The sequence below is a fragment of the Mongoliitalea sp. genome, from assembly GCF_054166905.1.
Genome location: NZ_JBSZCK010000040.1, coordinates 158,532 through 177,446, shown reverse-complemented (window position 1 = coordinate 177,446; position 18,915 = coordinate 158,532). Strand labels below are relative to the sequence as shown.

At 39.8% G+C, this 18,915-nt stretch carries 19 protein-coding genes; 8 read left to right on the top strand and 11 right to left on the bottom strand.

Annotation, left to right across the window (positions count from 1 at the left end; genetic code table 11):
* Positions 1-198: 198 nt before the first annotated feature.
* Positions 199-1,497 carry a hypothetical protein gene (locus ACXIUD_RS14950; protein WP_458053448.1) on the bottom strand — a complete coding sequence of 433 codons (1,299 nt, stop codon included), beginning with the start codon at positions 1,495-1,497 and terminating at the stop codon, positions 199-201.
* A gap of 300 nt (positions 1,498-1,797) precedes the next feature.
* Positions 1,798-2,553: an SDR family NAD(P)-dependent oxidoreductase gene (locus tag ACXIUD_RS14945; protein WP_458053447.1), complete on the bottom strand. Its 756-nt coding sequence runs from the start codon at positions 2,551-2,553 to the stop codon at positions 1,798-1,800.
* A 178-nt stretch (positions 2,554-2,731) separates the two neighbouring features.
* Between ACXIUD_RS14945 and ACXIUD_RS14940 the strand changes: the two genes are divergently transcribed.
* Positions 2,732-3,151: a CBS domain-containing protein gene (locus ACXIUD_RS14940; RefSeq protein ID WP_458053446.1), complete on the top strand. Its 420-nt coding sequence runs from the start codon at positions 2,732-2,734 to the stop codon at positions 3,149-3,151.
* On the opposite strand, the gene ACXIUD_RS14935 is transcribed toward ACXIUD_RS14940, so the two are convergent.
* The 9 genes from ACXIUD_RS14935 to ACXIUD_RS14895 form a co-directional block, all read right to left on the bottom strand.
* On the bottom strand, positions 3,120-3,368 hold the full coding sequence (locus ACXIUD_RS14935) for a hypothetical protein (protein ID WP_458053445.1): 249 nt from the start codon (positions 3,366-3,368) through the stop codon (positions 3,120-3,122). The two genes, ACXIUD_RS14940 and ACXIUD_RS14935, sit on opposite strands and share 32 nt — an antisense overlap.
* 69 nt (positions 3,369-3,437) lie before the next feature.
* Positions 3,438-3,884 carry a DUF4174 domain-containing protein gene (locus ACXIUD_RS14930; RefSeq protein WP_458053444.1) on the bottom strand — a complete coding sequence of 149 codons (447 nt, stop codon included), beginning with the start codon at positions 3,882-3,884 and terminating at the stop codon, positions 3,438-3,440.
* Complete coding sequence (locus ACXIUD_RS14925) at positions 3,859-5,115, bottom strand: metallophosphoesterase (RefSeq protein ID WP_458053443.1); 1,257 nt, start codon at positions 5,113-5,115, stop codon at positions 3,859-3,861. The genes ACXIUD_RS14930 and ACXIUD_RS14925 overlap by 26 nt, the downstream gene beginning before the upstream one ends.
* Positions 5,116-5,163: 48 nt before the next feature.
* Complete coding sequence (locus tag ACXIUD_RS14920; RefSeq protein WP_458053442.1) at positions 5,164-6,006, bottom strand: transglutaminase family protein; 843 nt, start codon at positions 6,004-6,006, stop codon at positions 5,164-5,166.
* Positions 6,003-6,743 (bottom strand): peptidase, encoded by a 741-nt coding sequence (locus tag ACXIUD_RS14915; RefSeq protein ID WP_458053441.1) that lies wholly within the window; start codon positions 6,741-6,743, stop codon positions 6,003-6,005. Before ACXIUD_RS14915 ends, ACXIUD_RS14920 begins: the two co-directional genes overlap by 4 nt.
* A complete protein-coding gene (locus tag ACXIUD_RS14910) occupies positions 6,740-7,720 on the bottom strand; it encodes an alpha-E domain-containing protein (RefSeq protein WP_458053440.1) in 981 nt (326 codons plus the stop codon). The genes ACXIUD_RS14915 and ACXIUD_RS14910 overlap by 4 nt, the downstream gene beginning before the upstream one ends.
* 29 nt (positions 7,721-7,749) lie before the next feature.
* The gene (locus ACXIUD_RS14905; RefSeq protein WP_458053439.1) at positions 7,750-9,201 is read right to left on the bottom strand and encodes a circularly permuted type 2 ATP-grasp protein; all 1,452 of its coding nucleotides are present in this window, start codon (positions 9,199-9,201) and stop codon (positions 7,750-7,752) included.
* 67 nt (positions 9,202-9,268) lie between these two features.
* The gene (locus ACXIUD_RS14900) at positions 9,269-9,673 is read right to left on the bottom strand and encodes a response regulator (protein ID WP_458053438.1); all 405 of its coding nucleotides are present in this window, start codon (positions 9,671-9,673) and stop codon (positions 9,269-9,271) included.
* Positions 9,663-12,020 (bottom strand): sensor histidine kinase, encoded by a 2,358-nt coding sequence (locus tag ACXIUD_RS14895; protein ID WP_458053437.1) that lies wholly within the window; start codon positions 12,018-12,020, stop codon positions 9,663-9,665. Before ACXIUD_RS14895 ends, ACXIUD_RS14900 begins: the two co-directional genes overlap by 11 nt.
* A 251-nt stretch (positions 12,021-12,271) precedes the next feature.
* Here ACXIUD_RS14895 and ACXIUD_RS14890 point away from each other — a divergent pair, with 251 nt between their 5' ends.
* The 7 genes from ACXIUD_RS14890 to ACXIUD_RS14860 all read left to right on the top strand — a co-directional run bounded on the left by ACXIUD_RS14890 (position 12,272) and on the right by ACXIUD_RS14860 (position 18,907).
* Positions 12,272-13,180, top strand: a complete 909-nt coding sequence (locus tag ACXIUD_RS14890) for a DUF1684 domain-containing protein (RefSeq protein WP_458053436.1) — start codon at positions 12,272-12,274, stop codon at positions 13,178-13,180.
* Positions 13,177-14,220 carry an arsenosugar biosynthesis radical SAM (seleno)protein ArsS gene (arsS, locus tag ACXIUD_RS14885; RefSeq protein ID WP_458053435.1) on the top strand — a complete coding sequence of 348 codons (1,044 nt, stop codon included), beginning with the start codon at positions 13,177-13,179 and terminating at the stop codon, positions 14,218-14,220. The genes ACXIUD_RS14890 and arsS overlap by 4 nt, the downstream gene beginning before the upstream one ends.
* A 6-nt stretch (positions 14,221-14,226) precedes the next feature.
* Complete coding sequence (locus ACXIUD_RS14880) at positions 14,227-14,838, top strand: TIGR04282 family arsenosugar biosynthesis glycosyltransferase (RefSeq protein WP_458053434.1); 612 nt, start codon at positions 14,227-14,229, stop codon at positions 14,836-14,838.
* Between the two features lie 245 nt (positions 14,839-15,083).
* On the top strand, positions 15,084-15,797 hold the full coding sequence (locus ACXIUD_RS14875) for an esterase family protein (protein WP_458053433.1): 714 nt from the start codon (positions 15,084-15,086) through the stop codon (positions 15,795-15,797).
* A 108-nt stretch (positions 15,798-15,905) separates the two neighbouring features.
* Complete coding sequence (locus tag ACXIUD_RS14870) at positions 15,906-16,862, top strand: ATP-grasp domain-containing protein (protein ID WP_458053432.1); 957 nt, start codon at positions 15,906-15,908, stop codon at positions 16,860-16,862.
* 3 nt (positions 16,863-16,865) lie between these two features.
* Entirely contained in the window at positions 16,866-17,972 is a 1,107-nt protein-coding gene (locus ACXIUD_RS14865; RefSeq protein WP_458053431.1) for a carboxylate-amine ligase, read from the top strand.
* 110 nt (positions 17,973-18,082) lie between these two features.
* Positions 18,083-18,907 carry a type 1 glutamine amidotransferase gene (locus ACXIUD_RS14860; RefSeq protein WP_458053430.1) on the top strand — a complete coding sequence of 275 codons (825 nt, stop codon included), beginning with the start codon at positions 18,083-18,085 and terminating at the stop codon, positions 18,905-18,907.
* Positions 18,908-18,915 lie beyond the last annotated feature (8 nt).

Genomic DNA, 18,915 nt, shown 5'->3' with positions numbered 1-18,915 from the left:
TCAGAGTTAATAATATTCCACAAAAAAATTCGGGTTTATATTCATCACTTAGAGCCAATGTAACCTTAGTGGATTTACTTTAAACTTGAATGGCTACAAAGTCTCCAAGACACAAAGATTAATCGATCTTACACCAACTAATATTTGAGCAAATACTTCTAGGAAACTACTTATGACATAGCCTCCTATTCCCCTAATCTATACATCAATCTTATAAGACACGTAGCGTTTATCGGATGGGTTTTTCTGACGTACAATCAGTTCTTTTCCCTTGTCACCCATATAGAAGTCATTCACCCGATTGATTAAACGGGAGCGCTTCAAACGCTTGGAATCCAAATTATCTAACGTATGTATACCCAACACTTGATCGAGTTTTTCTGTATCCAATAACTCCCCCTCATAGCTGATAAGTGTTTGAACGAGCAGCTCGATTTCTTCTTCCTTTGAGGCTGTAATTATCTTTTGCTGCTGTCTATTCCACTGATTGAAGCCGATAAATAGAATTAACGAAACAATGACTAAGCTATAAGCCAAATCTTTGCTCATGAAGAATTTGGCGTCCTTAGAATCCGGGAAATCTTGTATAGTTATTTTACCAACTTCCTTGGACTTTGCTTTCAGTGTATTCAAATCCAACTGTACTGGACTACCATTGGGGTTTTGGTAAAATATCTGATTACCAATAACTTCTACAAAAGGCGATATAAACACATCTTCATTTCTCAAAGACTCATAAAAGTAAATCTTACCCGACTCCTTTTCTATGATATTCCAGCCTAAATTAGGAAAGTCAGCATTTGTTAATACCATATACACAAAATCATCTGTTTCGACGAATCTAAAATTTCCAACTTTAGAAATGCTAGAATTATCAATGCCCTCAATTTCAATCAGGAGTCTTTTCCATTCCTTACTTTTCCAATCTAAAAAATAACCATTTGGCTCTTGAATATTCAAATCTATTCGGGGATTAAAATAGGTGCCAAAAAGAGCAAAAATGCCATCTGAAGTGGAAAAAATCCTTTCAGTATGATAATTTAAAGGTTGGTTTTTAGTCTTCGTAAGCTCCCAGGATCCATTGATTTCATCCAACCACAACAAATCCATATGAGCTGTCCAAAGTCCATTTCCTCCCAATAGATAATTAACCGAGTCGCGCACAAATAAATAGCTGGCACAGGTATAGCCTCGATTATGCAATTTATACTTCGGCACCAATCCTTTGTCTCCTATAGTGTAAAAATCAAAAGAACATCCAATGGAAAGGTGTAATTGATCATTGACCCACAAAAAATTATAGCCGCTTGGTTTGAAGGCATATAGTTGATCAAGAGAATCCAATAGTTCGACCGAAACCCTTCCATTGAGAAAGGAAGTTCTATCAGTTTTTTTCCACAGACCAGTGTTGGTCTTAAAGTAATCACGGGAAGAGGATGCTATGGAAGCAAAGCTTGGCAAGAGCAAACATAGGAAAACTCCTAACAATTTATGCATAGTAATTTGGCATCGGGTGTTTTCAGGAAGAAAGGTGGAGAGAATCCCTGACTTTCTCTCCCCTTGTTGTACCCGAAAAATAGAAAAAATTTATCGTTATAAAAAAGAGTTGCACAAACATAATTTTTCGGTCATTGGTATGATAAAGGAATCGTGTTTTTCAGGAAACAATAACTGTTTCATATCTGATACATATTTTTTTACGAAATACAATCAACTGATTATAAATAAATTAACCCAATAACCCTTGCTTCCGAAAAAGAAAGAATTATTGGGCGAGAAAAGTACATAAATAGCAACTTATACCGCCAAATACCCTCCATCTACTGGATAATAGCTACCTGTTATGAAGGAAGATTTTTCGGATGCAAGAAACAATGCCAACTCGGCAACCTCTTCCGATTTCCCTAATCTCCCCAATGCATGTTTGGATGCAAGAAAATCTATGGTCTCCTTACCCATGGTTTCTTCATTGACCATTCCGGTGTAAATAAACGCCGGACCGATGGCATTTACCCGGAGATTTTGCAGACCATATTCAACTGCCGCAGCTTTAGTCAATCCTACGACTCCGTGTTTCGAAGCCACATAAGCAGGAGCCGTAGCAAAAGCCACCTGTCCAAGAATAGATGCCATATTGATGATACTTCCACCACCCGTCTTCAGCATTTCAGGAATTTGATAGTGCATACCATAAAATACACCGGAAAGGTTGATATCAATGACCTGCTGCCAGGATTCTATCGGATATTCTCCAGTCAAAGCAGCTGCCCCTCCGATTCCTGCATTGTTGACGGCGATATGCAGTGCACCAAATTCCTGAACAGCTGCCTTTACTAAGGCCTCATTATCCTCTGGTTTAGAGGTGTCCGCGTAGACAAAGATAGCTTCTCCACCCGCATTGCGGATAGAGTTCACTACTGCTTTGCCACTTTCCTCCACAATATCACTGACCACCACTTTGGCACCTTCTTGAGCGAATAGTTTGGCTGTAGCAGCACCAATTCCAGAGCTTGCTCCTGTGATAATGGCAACTTTATTTGCTAGATTTTTCATAGGGTTATATTGGGTTTAGTATATGCTTAAGATACAAACATTTTGAAAAACACCCCAATTTCCACAAAATCATCCCTATTTGAAAGAGCATTTATCAAAGCTAAACATGATAAATATCAGCTTTTGGGAAGGAAAAAGGAAGTAGATTCGTAAGTAAGAAATCAACCGAATAAATATCATGAAAACCCAAGATCCTATAAAAAATATCATGACCGCTCAGGTCTATACCGTACAGGAAGACGGGGACCTCCATGAAGTCATTCACATGTTTAAAAAACATAAAATCCGCCATGTGCCCGTACTAAAAGGCAAGCAATTGGTGGGAATGATCAGCCGTACGGACATCAATCGTCTAAGTTTTGGAGCCCTTTTTGAAAATCAACCGCGAGCAGATGAGACTGTCTTGGAAATGCTGACCATCAGTGAGGTTATGACATCCAAAATTAAAGTAGCTCAGGCAACTCAATCCATTCATGAGGTTGCACATATCTTCACCACAGAAAAGTTTCACACCCTACCCGTAGTCGAAGATGACAATCTCGTTGGAATTGTTTCCACCACGGATGTTATTCTCTATTTCCTAAGAAATTGTCATTAAAGACAGGTAAATCAAAAATCAATCGCTCGGAGCAGCATGATTTGCAGCAAGTGGCAGAAGCCTTAACGTTTTTGGCTTTACGAATGGCTTCTCTACCTGAGTTGAATGGGCCGAGGTAATCTCGGTCCATTGAATTTGGTATCAGAGGACAGTCTTTTTCATGAACTAAAAAGCGACCTTCAAAATCTGGAACAGAGGCTAAATAAAAGAATTTCATAACAGTAGGATTAAAGTCCAAAGATAATTCATTTACAAGCGTCAAAAAATACCCCGAAAAGGGTATTTTTTATCCATTTTTTTGAATTTCAGACCTTCTCATGGGCATACTGTCGACTAATTTAAAAACTGTTCCCCAATCTAATGCTAATTTTTCGTGGGCCTTTACTCCTCCATCCAAACCAATGAGCAACCATAATTCTTTATTCGCTTTCTTATCATACTGCTGACGTAGTTGACTGATTTCCTTTTCTATCAAGGAAAATTGGGCATTACTACTGACTTTTTCACCATATACCCAATACAAGATTTTCCTTTCTTGAAGTTCTTGAATCAGTTCTTTGGAGGGTTCAATCCAAGAATTTTCTTCGGATGGAAAGTAAAGTACCACGCGATACTTCCACTGCAATGTTTTTAGGGAAACTGTAGGATCTGAAAGATTCGCTAAGCCAATCCATATCCCTAACATCCAAATCCATCCGATTGCCATATCACCCGCTGTTTCTTCGTAACTCAATTACTGTAATTTCAGGCCAAATGCCTACACGTCCAGAAAATGCATGAAAACCAAAACCCCTGTTTACATACAGATACCTTCCTCCAAATTCTGAGAGTCCAGCCCAATTTGGATAGCGATACTGTACTGGACTCCAACGAAACACGGGAGTTTCAATCCCAAACTGCATCCCATGCGTATGTCCTGATAAAGTTAAATCAATTGGCATCTGATGGGTTTTGACCTCCGCTTCCCAATGTGAAGGATCATGAGAAAGTAATACCTTAAAATCTTCTTCGCTCAGGCCTTCCAATGCTTTGGACAAATCTCCCTTGGTTTTGAAGCCCAAACCCCAATTCTCTACCCCCATGATCACAATACTTTGTCCCTCTTTTTCAATCCGCACATGGGCATCGTTAAGCAAGGTCCATCCTAGCTTTGCATGATTATTTAGCAAGCGTTGAAAATTGGCTTTTTTCGCATCCTGACTCTCCCAGCTCACATAGTCTCCATAATCATGATTCCCTATTACCGAAAACTGTCCATAAGGGGTTTTGATCTGGGCAAAATTGGAGATAAAGGGTTCGATTTCATCCGCCTTATGATTGACCAAATCGCCTGTAAATACGAACAAATCAGCATTTTGCTCCTTGACTAAATCAATACCCTTTTGTATCCCCTCTGAATCTTTGAAACTGCCGGAATGAATGTCCGAAATCTGTACTATTCGAAAACCATCAAAAGCTTCTGGCAGGTGATCAAAATATATCACCTCTTCTTTGACTTGATAATTAAACTTGCCATACTTAATCCCATAGACAAAAGAGAAAAAAGGCACAGCTGCCACTGTCACCGCAAGCAAGGAAACCCACCTGTTACGGGCCGGAAAGGAATAGTCTTGAAAACCATTGACAAGATAGGTGAACCCAGCCTGTGCATTTCGAATGATATCTTCTCCAAATAGGAACATCACGCATACTAGCTGAGTGACCATGATGGTCAGAAACACATTCATGACTGTCTGAATTTCGGCGGTAATTTCTCCCATTCGAAAGACCTTCAAAAAAGTCAGCACCAACCATACAGCCAGTCCCTGAAAAATCACCCAATATACAACCGAGATCATGGTCCTTTGCTTTTCAGCTGCTAAGGTTAAACTCAAGGTTTTGACCGCCTGAAACACATACCAGTTAAGAAATGTGGCAAACAAAAATGCAGCAGCAAGAAAGATGATTGCTCCAAGAGAATTCATGTATCAATAGTTGGTTTACCCTATATACATTTCTTGGACAAAATATGTTCAATTTGCCTTCATAGAAACATAGGTTTCAAGAAAACTTGCGGCTTTCCCTCCGTAAGTTCCAACTATAGGAGCTGCACGCTCGAAATCAGCACTGCAAGCTAATGGGATGTAATGATGGTCAGTCAACAAACCTAAACTCGGATCCAAACCTATCCAACCTGCCCCCGGGAGATATACTTCCGTCCAAGCATGGAGTTCATGTCCCTCTTCCAACTCGGAATTAAAAGCATATCCGCTGACAAATCTTGCGGCAAAACCCGCCGATCGAAGCATCTGAATAAGCATCCAAGCCAAGTCTCTGCACGAACCGTGTTTGGCTTGGAAGGTTTTTTCCGGAGACCACACCCCTTCTTCCTGTCGGACTTCATACTTCCATTGGGTATGTACCTCACTGACCAACTTGACCAGAAAGGATACTATTTGATCCGATTCTTGTAAGATTCCCAAGGCAAAAAAATTAAAATTGGAGATTTGAGGATCTACTTGTAAAAAAGGCAATAGTAAAGGCAGGTCATTTTCGGCATACGCCATTCCCTGTTGATTGAAAGAAAAGGTCGGATTTAAGATAAATCCATAAGGATTAAGCTCATGAATCGTAAGTTCATAGGAAATATATACAGCTAAGCTTTCGGTAAATCCTTCAAACCAAGCTTGATGGTGAAGGTTGCACTCCAAATCCAATCGGGTCTGTAGACCCTTAGGAATAGGGGTAATTTGAATTTCCTGAGCATCTAGCTTAAAATAGTTCCTAAATTGAGGAATCAGGTTGATGATATGAACATTCAGCTGCACAGGTTGATCATAGGTGTACCGTGTGGTATGCTCTATGCATAATTTCATAGATGGGTGGCTTTTTCCTCAGTATCGAAAATCTGCATCAGACGCTCTGCTGGCAAAGCTCGAATACCTTCTTTGATCCGATCATTCCAAAATTCTGAGATATGTTCCAGTTCTTTTTTATCAAAGCGTTTTTCTATGGTATGGTACTGATCATTTTCCAAAAAGACTACATCTATTGGAAAATCTACATCATTGGCGGATATGCGGGTAGCATCAAAAGCCAAAAAGGCACACTTAAGCGCATATTCAAGGGTATCTTCATAAGTTATGGAACGTCTAAGCACGGGATTACCGGCTCCTGTATTCCCGATAGATACAAAAGGAGTACCTCTCCTGATTTCAATCCAGTTACCTTGTGGATATAACAAGTAGAGCTTAGGCGCTTTATCCTCTTCCAGCTGTCCTCCTATGATGGAAAATAAATTGAAAGATAATCCGGAGGCTTCCAGAAATTCTTGGTCTTCTTTAGCTACTCGCTTGACCTGATCACCAAACTCATTGACAGCTTTGTACAGTTTGGTGAAGTTTTGATCCTGTTCTTCGATGACTTCCGAGAAATACGTAATTGCCTTATCCCTGACGGAGCGAAGTCCTGAGGTCATGATAAAAAACGTGTGTTTATCCCGATTCACAGTAAAAACCTTTTTGGAAGTAGTCGTCTCTGTACCTGAAGTAATTCGGGTGTCCGATAAGCCCACAATTCCATACTTGGTTTTTATTCCTAAACAAAAGGTCATTCTTGAGTTGATTTTTGATGGCTAAAGTTATCCTTTATTTGGAAGAAGTTATCATCAATCCTATTAGAAATCTGATTTATTTTAATCTGTAATTGGTCAATATACTCATGTAAACCTACCAAAATAATTTCTTCCACATCAGTAAACTCTAATTTGGAGCGAAGTTCTCCCAATGATTTTTCAGCCGAATTGTGGAATCCTGTTTCCCGATTGCCCGAGATGCTGTGCAGACATCGTTCTGCCTCTTTGATACAGAAAAAGACTGAACGTGGGAAATATTTATTCAATAACAAAAACTCCACTACAGCCGAAGGCTCAATGTTCCCATATAAGCGTCGATAGGTATTAAAGGCTGTCACCGACTTCAGTAACGCCGTCCAATGAAGGAAATCCAAGGGGGTTCCCACCCAATTGGGAGACGGAAGCAACATGTGGTATTTGACATCTACCATTCGGCTCGTCTTATCAGCACGTTCCAAAAACATCCCTAATTGCCTGAAATGCCAGCCCTCTGTTCGTGCCACTGTACTATCGGCTAAGCCATACAAGAGTAGAATTTGGTTTTTGATACTTTCAAAGAAAACCCTTGGGTCCTCTTTCCCAAAGTCCTTTTTCTCTGCTCTTTTTTTGACAAAATGGTATAATTCATTCAAATATTCCCAGGTCTCTTTGGTGAGATTCTCCCGTATCACGCGGGCATTTTCCCGAGCAAAGCTTATAGAGGAAAATATGGAATTAGGATTATCTAAGTCGAAGGTAAGAAAGTGTATGACTAATTTTCTATCGTATTGCTCATACTTCTTTGCATATAATTCCTGATCCCCTGTTGCAAAAATCAGAGGTTCCCATTGTGCTTTCAGGTCCTGAGGAAGATCTAGCATCAAATTAAAATTCACATCCAAAAAACGCGCATAATTCTCTGCTCTTTCCAGATATCTTCCTAACCAATAGATGGAGTTCGCTACTCTACTTAACATGTTTGATTTGTTCTTTGATTAAAAATGATTTAGTATGATTGCCCATTACTCTCATCCCCATACAAGACCCAAGTATCTTTGGAACCTCCACCTTGAGAACTGTTTACGACCAAGGAACCCTTCCTCAGTGCAACTCTTGTCAATGCTCCGGGAATCACCTCAATTGACTCTCCGTACAAGATATAGGGCCGTAGGTCTACATGTCTGGGCTCTAATCCATCATCTGTCCAGGTAGGGACGGTAGAAAGAGAAAGCGTTGGCTGTGCAATGTAATTGGTTGGATTGTCTTTGATGAGTTGCCGGAATTTGTCATGTTCCTCCTTAGTAGATTTAGGACCAATCAGCATTCCGTAGCCTCCGGCTGCATTGGTTTCTTTGACAACGAGTTCATCAATATGGTCCAAAACGTACTGTCTGTCCTTTTCTTCCCTACAGAGATACGTTGGAACATTTTTCAAAATGGGTTCTTCTCCCAAATAATACTTAATCAATCGGGGTACATAGGCGTAAACAGCTTTATCATCCGCTACACCTGTACCGGGCGCATTAGCCAAGGCTATATTTCCAGCTTTATACGCTTCAAAAATACCAGGAACTCCCAACATGGAATGAGGATTGAACGTCAAAGGGTCCAAAAATGTATCATCAATCCTTCTGTATAGCACATCGATTTGCTGCAGGCCTTTGGTGGTCTGCATATAAACTTTATTGCCTTTGGCTATCAAATCAACTCCAGACACCAACTCTACCCCCATTTGTAGGGCTAGATAAGAATGCTCAAAATAAGCTGAATTATAAATTCCCGGTGTAAGAACACCCACTACAGGTTTGTCCTTATTGGAAATAAACTGCAGCATCTTCAATAGTTTGGCAGGATAATCGGAGACGGGCATTACTCCTAGTTTATTGAACAAATCAGGATAAGCCCGTTTGATGATTTCCCTGCTTTCAAGCATGTAAGATACACCCGAAGGACAACGCAAATTATCTTCTAAAATGTAATATTCCCCATCCTTATCCTTGACCAGGTCTGTACCTGTTATGTGACACCAAATACCTTTGGGGGGAGTTAATCCCTGACAGGCTTTTAAGTAATCTTTACTCCCTAAAATCAGATCCTCAGGAATAATTTTATCCTTCAATGCTTTCTGATCATTATACATGTCATGTATAAAAAGATTCAAGGCATAAATCCGCTGCTTGAGACCTGCTTCTAGATGCTTCCATTCTGCATTGGCAATAATCCTAGGGACTATATCCAAATGCAGGATTTTTTCTACACCTTGATTGTCATGATACACATTAAACGTCATCCCCATGGCAACCTGCGTTTTGTTGGCAGAGTGCTGAAGATGCTGCATCTTTTTTGAACTCGTTTTCTTGAGAATTTTCAAAAAATCACAGTAATGCAACCTGCACTCACCCTCATTGGTAAACATTTCGTCATAATACCCTTGCGGTTGGTATAAATTGGTATCCATAATTCAAAAATTTACAATTTTCACTATTGATTTTTGAATATACTGGATTTCCTCACAAGAACAAAATTCAGGTTTGGTCTAGCAAGGTGCGAATGACAGCGATTTTATTTAAATCTAAGGGCTTGCTGAAATAATCAACAACACAGGAATAACCTGTAGCACGCTCCCGATCTTGATGTGCAATGGAAGAAGTCAACATAATCACTTTAAACGCATGCATACTGTTGGACTGCCTCAGCGCTTCCAAAACTTGAAACCCATCCATAAGAGGCATATTGATATCCAACAGGAGTACCGCAACTTGTTCAGGATTTTTGGCAAATTCCTCCATAAAAACGATTGCCTCTCGCGGCTTATCAAACGTTTTTAACTGTATATCCCCACCTAATACTCCAGACTTTTCAATTAAGCTCTTCGAAATTAAGATAGCCAAAGGATCATCGTCTACTAGTATCACTGTCTTAACTTTCATAAGGGAGCTCAATTTTTATTTTTGTACCGTAATCAACTTTACTTTGGATGAAAATACTTCCACCCATAAACTCTATTATATTTTTCACAAAGAACAAACCAAAACCTTTACTTCCGGAAATTTGATGATTCGTTTGATACAAACGAAACAGTTTGGTTGGATCTGGATCAATTTCCATACCCAAGCCATTGTCCATAATTTGTATGGTTAAAAATCTATCATTCGGAACATTTTGCTGGACCTCAATAGCAAGCGCTAATTTCCGGTTAGGAGACTTGAAATCTATTGCATTTGTCAGCAGCTTCACCAATACACTTTGGAGATAGGCACGATTAAGAATAACTTCTAATGAAGCGTCGCATTCAATGGAAAGAGCAACCTGATCGGAATCTAAAGTCGGGAAATTTTGCACCAACACTTCTTGGATGAACCGTCTAAGCTCTATTTTTTCTTTTTGATTATTCTCTGCACTGTTGATGGTTAATATCTCCATGATTTTATGCAGGAGTTGATCCAAATTATCCACCGTACCATTCATCAACTGAATGTAGCTTGCTTTTTCATGAGCATCCTCTGCAATTTCCATCAATACTAGTAATCCTTTTAGATTACTTACCTGAGAACGTATATTATGGGATGTAATGTTGCTGAATTCAATCAATTTATTATTCAAGAAGCCCATGAAATGAGAAAGCTTCTTCAAGCTTGAGCTTTTCTCTTCCAATTCGGTGATATCACATCCCAAACACAGGATTTCCCCCTCACCGGTAGCTTCTGTTAGTTGGAAACTAAAATCCCATACCCCTACAAGTAGTTCTCCCTGCCGATTTCGGGATCTAAATTTCACTTTGAATGATTGTCCCGGATTGGCAATTGCCTTTTTTACCGTATCCAAACAATCTTTCCGATCCTCTTCCAGAATTAAATCCATGGACTGACTTCCGATCATTGAAGTTTTGTCCTTTACAAATTTCTCTTCGTAAAAAGAATTATAAAACTTGATTCTACCTTGAAGATCTGTTTTAAATATGAAAAAAGACTGATTGTTGACAAGTCTATCCAAATACTTATTTTTTTCCTCAATCTGTTTCACTTTCTCCTTCAATGCTTGCAGCAGCAACATATCTTCTGTCACATCCTGAGCACTTCCGGTAATCTGAACATCTTCACTTTCTCCACTCAATTTCTCTCCATAGACTTTAATCCATTTCACAGATTGATCAGGAAAAGTTAACCGATAAACGTTAGTAAATGGACGATTCTCTTTCAAACAGTTTCTACCATCTATCAGTAGTTGGGTCCAGGATTTTTCATCAAAACAGCTTTCAAGGATAACCACAGAGGGATCTACCCCCAGGGGCATGGCAAATAAGCGGTATAAATTAGGTGTAAATACAAGTTTTCTTTGATTAAGTGTATACTCCCAAGCCCCAACATCACTAACCATTTCAAGCTTTTTGATGAGATTATGTTGTTGGGTTATTTCTTTTTGAAAAGTGTAATTTTTGGTGTTGTCTTCAATAAATACGTAAAAGAGCTCATTTTCATGCCTATAATTGACTTTAAGCACATTTCCCAATTGATGCACATGGAAAAGAAAATCCCCTTCTGATTTTTGTGACGCATATGCCAACTGCTTGATTTCAGAGAAAAAGTCTTTAATATCAGGAAAATCACTGAATAAGTCTTTTTCACCCATGAAATCATCAAAACTCAGCAACGTATTGGAGGGTAATCCAAACAGAACATTGTTAGTAGGCCACCAATGAAGCTTATTTTTTTCAACGTTTATAATGAATCCTCCAACACCTCCCAATAAGGCAGCTTTTTCAGTGAAAAAACGCCACACTTCCAATGCTTGCTTTTCTTTTTCAACCTCTGCCTTTTTTCTTCGAATTTCCAACATCTGCTGAACCTGAACTGCTTGATTTTTGAGGAAATCAAAATGAAAATCCTCCAAGTGTTTAGGTTGGGTATCCATTAAACAGACAGTACCCAAAAGGATCCCCTTTTCCGAATAAATTCCTGCCCCTGCATAAAATCGAATTCCAAAATCCAATAAGGCAGGATGATTTTGAAAGTTTGGATTATCGGCTAGGTCTGGAATAACCAGTAAATCAAGCGCTGACCCTACCAATTCTTTGCATAAAGAATACTTGATTTCAGTTTCTCGCATATCTAACCCAGTAGTGGCTTTAAACCACTGCCGCTGGTTATCCAAAAAAACTACTAAACTTATCTCACATCCAGAGAAAGCAGCAGAATTTTTTGTAATTCTGTCGAAGAATTCCTCCCTTTCGGTATCCAGAATCCGATATAACTTTAGTTCTTCCGCTATTTTCTCCATTTTTCTATATTCGAAATGCACTATTTTTCATTGAAAAATTGCTGATTTCTAAAGATAAATATAGCGAAAAAAGAACGGTAAATCCGAGTATATTAAGTAAAATACGCTAGCTTAAAAGACCTGCTTTTTAAACATTTCTTTGATAGGAATCTTACGAATCTTCCAAAAGTTTTTTCCGTCATAGGGGCTTCACTTTTTAAACTATTGCCCATATTGCACTAGCTAATGAATTATGTCTAACGATAGCTCTGATGAACCATCTAACAACACTAATAAAAGCATTCACACTGACAGTAATTATAAGTGCATGTTCGGTACCTTCTGACCATGAACTGAGTAAAGAAGCACACGATGCAGCAACGGAAGCTTGGGTGCAGGATCGGATAGCTGCATTGAAAAAAGAGGATGGTTGGCTGAACTTAGTCGGACTTCACTGGATTACTGAACGCAAGAGCAGCATGGGTTCTGATGCTTCCAATGATGTTTTAGTCCCAGAAAAATTCCCCGGAAAAATCGGGACTTTTACTTGGGAAGATTCCCTATTAAAATTTAATCCTGAAATTAATGGCATCAAACATGGTGAAGAGCTCATTGAAAATCAACTAATTCTTTTTTCAGCCGCTTCAGAAGAATCTCCCAAAACTCTTACATTAGGCTCTTTACAGTGGACTATCATCAAAAGAGGCGATGCAATCGGAATACGGATACGTGATTTGGAAGCTCCTGCTGTTTCCGAATTCAAAGGGATTCCCAGATTTCCAACTAGCTTAGAATGGAGACTGAAAGGAGAATTTACTGCATATACTCCTGCCAAAGAAATTTTAATTACCAATGTCATCGGACAAACAAGTGTAAATTTATCCCCAGGATTTGTAAGTTTTGAAAAAGATGGCAAACAGTATCAGTTGGATGCATTAGATGCTGGAAACCAACTATTTCTTATCCTGGCAGACGGAAGTAGTGGCATAGATACCTACGGTGGTGGCCGCTATTTATACATCGATAAGCCTAAACCGAATCAATCAGCAGTAGTTATAGACTTTAATCAAGCGTATAACCCACCTTGTGTATTTACGCCCTATGCCACTTGCCCGCTCCCTCCTAGGCAAAATATCCTGGAGTTGACCATTGCGGCAGGTGAAAAATATTCTGAAAAATGAAATCACTGAGTGCTCAAAATCATCCGCTTGCAAATGCAAGCAAAGAATTAGAATTACTAGAATCAACAGAAGAAACCTATTCTTTTCAGCAGAAATTAGAAGAGTCAGGTCTTTTTCCGCTTCAACCTGTAAGCTTGGATGTATTGCAGATCAATGTTGGGAAAATGTGTAATCAGGTCTGCAAGCATTGCCATGTGGATGCAGGTCCTGACCGTAAAGAAATCATGGATCAGCAAACCATGATGGAATGTCTCCGAATCATCGCAACAGAAGACATTAAAACTGTTGACCTAACCGGAGGAGCACCTGAGATGAATCCCAATTTCCGTTGGTTTGTAGAAGAAATCAGAAAAATCAGTACTTCGATCGATATCATCGTTCGCTGCAACCTGACCATCATTGTAGCCAACCCAAAATATAACGATTTACCCGAGTTTTTTAAAAAGCACAAGATTCAAGTGGTCTCTTCTCTCCCCTACTTTACAGCTCTGAAAACGAATTCCCAGCGCGGTGAAGGAGTGTTTGAAAAATCCATCAAAGCCCTCTTAATGCTGAATGAAGTGGGTTACGGGATTGAAGGCAGTGGTTTGGTTTTAAACTTAGTCTATAATCCATCGGGGGCATTTTTACCAGGCTCTCAAGCTGGCTTAGAGGCTGAATTTAAAAAGAAGTTGCTCTCTCTCTACAACATCCATTTTAATTCCCTCTTTACCATCACCAATTTGCCCATTTCACGGTTTTTAGAGTTTTTGGTCCGCAGCGGCAATTATGAATCTTACATGGAAAAGTTGATTGAGTCCTACAATCCTGTCGCTGCCAGTCAGGTGATGTGCAGAAGTATGATTTCTGTTGGATGGGACGGTCAGCTGTACGATTGCGACTTCAATCAAATGCTTGATTTAACAGTCGCTCCAAGCAGTAGCAAGCATATAAAAGATTGGAATAGTTCTACCCTACTTAACCGGAATATTGTCATCAATCAACATTGCTTTGGCTGTACAGCCGGTGCAGGTTCTAGTTGTGGAGGGGCTACTGCCTAAGTCCCCATGAAGCGAGCAATTATTATTTTCCAAAAAGCTTTGGTCATGGGTGAGGTGAAAACCCGCATTGCTGAAACTTTGGGAGCCGCAGAAGCTCTTCATATTTACGCAGAGCTTCGCGCTCATACCCATGAAATTGTAAATTCCTTAAAGCAAACTGAAACTTTTATTTTCCAGAATAAGCTGGAAGGAACCGGTGAAGCCATCAGATTCAGCAGTCCTCGGGTTTTCCTTCAACAAGGAAATGACTTGGGTGAAAAAATGAAACATGCCTTTTTAGAAGTGTTTGCGCAGGGCTTTGACCAAGTACTCATCATTGGTACAGATTGCTTGGATTTGAACACATCACATCTGGAGAAAGCATTTGACTTATTATCCCAGCATGATAGTGTCATTGGGCCTGCAATGGATGGAGGCTACTATTTACTGGGCTTGCGAAAAATGGTTCCTGAGCTGTTTCACAATATTCCCTGGAGTACATCAGAAGTCTTTGCCAAGACTTGTGAAATCTTAGCCTTCAACGGCCTTTCCTTCGCGTGTTTGGAGCAATTATCAGATATTGATACAGCGGAAGATTGGCGGCGTGCTCAAGAGAAAAAGAACAAAAATAAAGCATAAAAATAAGAGATCTTCCATTTTTTTGACCCAAGGCATTTCACGGCAAAATCAAAATTTTCTTCCTTAGAGATAGATACTATCTATTGGAAGCCAAATTTTAATCATCAAATAAACCATTGAAAATTTTTTAATTTTTGCAAGTCAGCAAACGTTTCAACATTGAAAACAAAAACTTTGCATCTATTTTTTTGCTAATCAACAAAAGGCGATTAATTTTATTGAATTCCAGCTAGATTTTACATTTTATGAAACAAGAATATTTTAAGTGGTACTCCCCCCATGTGCATAGGGATGTGGAGATGTTAGTTTTTGGTCATCAAGGTTATCCTGTGATTTTATTCCCAACTTCTATGGGTACTTTTCATGAAAACCGTGACATGGGACTCATAGAATCTGCGAAGTGGTACATCGAACAAGGTCTCATTCAAATTTTCTGTCCTGACTCCAATGACCGTGCAAGCTTTTATAACAAACATGTACATCCACATGAACGAATTCAAAACCATGTGCGCTATGACAAAATGATTTGCCATGAGATCGTGGAAAGAGTCCGTCTGAATACAGGTACTGGAAAGGTTGTTACTGCTGGCTGCAGCTTTGGCGGCTATCATGCTGCCAACTTTGCTTTCCGCCATCCCGGCTATGTCAGCCACATGTTTTCCATGTCAGGTGCCTTCGAAATACGAAGTTTTATGGATGGCTACATCCATGATGATGTTTTCTACAACTCTCCTTTGGAGTACCTTAAAGGCTTAAATGATCAGGAACTTTGGAAAATGGACATTGTACTGGGTACCTCCAATTGGGACATCTGCTTTGATGCCAACATCAAACTCAGTGATGTTTTAGAATCCAGAGGAGTGGGCCATTGGCTAGATGTCCGAAGAGACAGGCAACATGATTGGCCTGTGTGGAAAGAGATGTTTCCTCATTACTTATCAAGAATCAGGTTTACCTAAATAAACAAATCACTTTTAATCGATGCAAGGGTCAGTTTAGTTTCTGAGAAAATACCCTTTCGAAACAAAAGTGATGTTAACTAATGACAAATATAACCCCCTATACACATGAAAAAGATTGGAATCTTATTTGGCATGGAAGACACTTTTCCCCATGCATTCGTAGAGCGTGTCAATGAAAAGAACGAGAAGGGAATCATTGCCGAACCCGTTTCCATCGACAAAGTAATTCAAAACCAATTGACTGAGTACGCAGTAATCATTGACCGCATCTCACAAGATGTTCCATTTTACAGAGCCTATTTGAAAAATGCAGCCTTAACAGGCACTGCGGTTATCAACAACCCATTCTGGTGGAGTGCAGATGACAAATTTTTCAACAATGCCTTGGCTGACAAATTAGGGGTTCCCCTTCCGAATACGGTCATTCTTCCATCTGCTGAACATCCGACTGATACGACTTCAAAGTCTTTCCGAAACCTCAAAATGCCTTTAGATTGGGATGGAATATTTGACTATGTGGGCTTCCCTGCCTACATGAAACCCTATGCTGGAGGAGGTTGGAAAAACGTGTATCGCTTGGAAAATAAGGAAGAATTTTTCCAAAGACATAGAGAAACAGGACAGTTGGTCATGTTGCTACAGGAAGAAATTGTGTTTGAAGAGTACTTCCGTGTGTACTGCTTAGGTGGAAAAGCAGTAAGAATCATGGAATATGAACCAAGAAACCCCCATCATTTAAGGTATGTGGTAGATAGACCCCCTTCCGCTAAAAAACTACTTTCCAAAGTGAAAGAATACACCATCGCCCTCTGTCAGGGACTAGGTTATGATTTCAACACCGTAGAATTTGCGGTTAAAGATGGAATCCCTTACGCCATTGACTTTGGCAATCCTGCACCGGATGCAGACATTCATTCGGTAGGTCAGGAAAACTTTGACTGGGTAGTGGAGGAAGCTGCAAAAATGGCGATTGCCTACGCAAAAGCCCAAAAGCCAGGCAAAATCAATTTGACTTGGGGCACCTTTATGAAAGATGCCGTCAGCAATGCAAAACGATTCTAGTATATGAGAAAATTACCCGTTTTTACCTTAGGAGTAGAAGAGGAATATCAGATCATCGACCCTCAAACCCGAGATCTACGCTCCCACATGTCTAAAATAGTGGATGGGGCGAAGATTTTTTTGAAAGAGCAAGTGAAGGCTGAGATGCATCAGTCTGTGGTAGAAGTGGGTACCAACATTTGCCAAAACGTCAAAGATGCTCGAAAGGAAGTTTCTTTCCTTCGAAGAAAAATTGTGGATTTGGCAGCTGAACAAGGATTGGTTGTGGGTGCTTCGGGTACCCACCCTTTCTCCAAATGGCAAGATCAGCCCATCACAGACGATCCTCGCTATCACATGATTGTGAATGAACTTCAAGACACGGCACGTTCCAATCTGATTTTTGGACTGCATGTACATGTGGGAATAGAAAATCGAGAGATTGCCTTGCAAATTATGAATCAGGCTTGTTATTTCTTGCCTCACATCTATGCATTGACCACCAATTCTCCTTTTTGGGAAGGCAGAAATACAGGATTCAAAGCATTTAGAGCGCACGTTTTTGCCAAATTCCCAAGAACTGGGTTGCCTGAGTACTTTGACTCTGTACAGTCCTATGATAATTTCCTGGAGACCTTGGTGAAAACCAACTGTATTGACAATCCAAAGAAGATTTGGTGGGATTTGCGTATGCACCCATTCTTCAGCACCATAGAATTCAGAATCTGCGATATGTGCCTGACAGTAGACGAAACCATGTGTGTGGTGGCTCTGATTCAGGCGGTGGTAGCAAAGCTGTATAAAATGTATCTCATGAACACCAGTTTCAATATCTATCGTATAGCATTGATTCGGGAGAATAAATTCAGAGCGGCACGCTATGGTACCGATGGTATGATGATTGACTTTGGGCAAAAGAAAGAGGTTCCCTACAAAGAATTGATGTTGGAGTTATTGGAGTTTGTGGATGATGTGGTAGATGAATTGGGTAGTAGAGATGAAATCAACTACATCCATAAAATCTTCCAAGAGGGTACTGGTGCTGATAAGCAATTGAAAGTATTTGAAGATACCAAAGACTTATCTAAGGTTGTTGATTTTATAGTAGGAGAATTCTCCAAGAATATTTAATTCTTACTGGCTGTTTTTCTGATTGAAATGCAGTTACTTATATTCAATGCTACTGAAAAACAGCCACTTGAATTAAATTACTTACCTTTGCACTCCCAAACAAAAATACCATGCAAGATAAAATCAATGTAGCCATCCTGGACATGTATGATGGAGAGCCAAATCAAGGGATGCGCTGTATTCAGGATATACTCGGGAGATTTCAATCAGAAATCACCTACAAGACATATAATGTAAGGCAACATGCTGAAATTCCTGATTTCCATGAATACGATTTATATATTTCCTCTGGAGGACCAGGAAACCCTCTGGAAGGTGATGGCAATTGGGATGTTAAGTACTATGAATTGCTAGACAGCATTTACGAGTGGAACAAAAAACACGAGCAAAAGAAATATATTTTATTTATCTGCCACTCTTACCAAATGGCTATCAAGCATTTTGGCTTGGCAGAAATAACGAAACGAAAGTCCACCTCCTTTGGAGTGATGACCATTCATAAGACAGATGTAGGACTGGATGATCCTTTATTTGAAAACTTGGACAATCCCTTTTGGGCAGTCGATAGTAGAGACTACCAAGTGGTACAACCTCATCATAAAAAATTCCGGGAAATGGGTGCTCAAATCATCGCCTTAGAAAAAATAAGGACGCATGTGGAATACGAACGGGCCATCATGGCTGTACGCTTCACTCCTGAGATGGTAGGTACCCAATTCCATCCTGAGGCTGACCCAGAAAGCTTTCATGTGCACCTCCGTAAACCGGAAGTACGGGAGAAAATCATCCATATGCGGGGACGGGTTCGCTACCTTCGGATGCTTGAGCATTTGGTAGAAGAAGATACCATCTACAAGACGAATGAAACATTGATACCAAACTTTATTCGTCAGTCTATAGACCTCATCAATCAACAGCACGCATACACTCATTAACACTACCT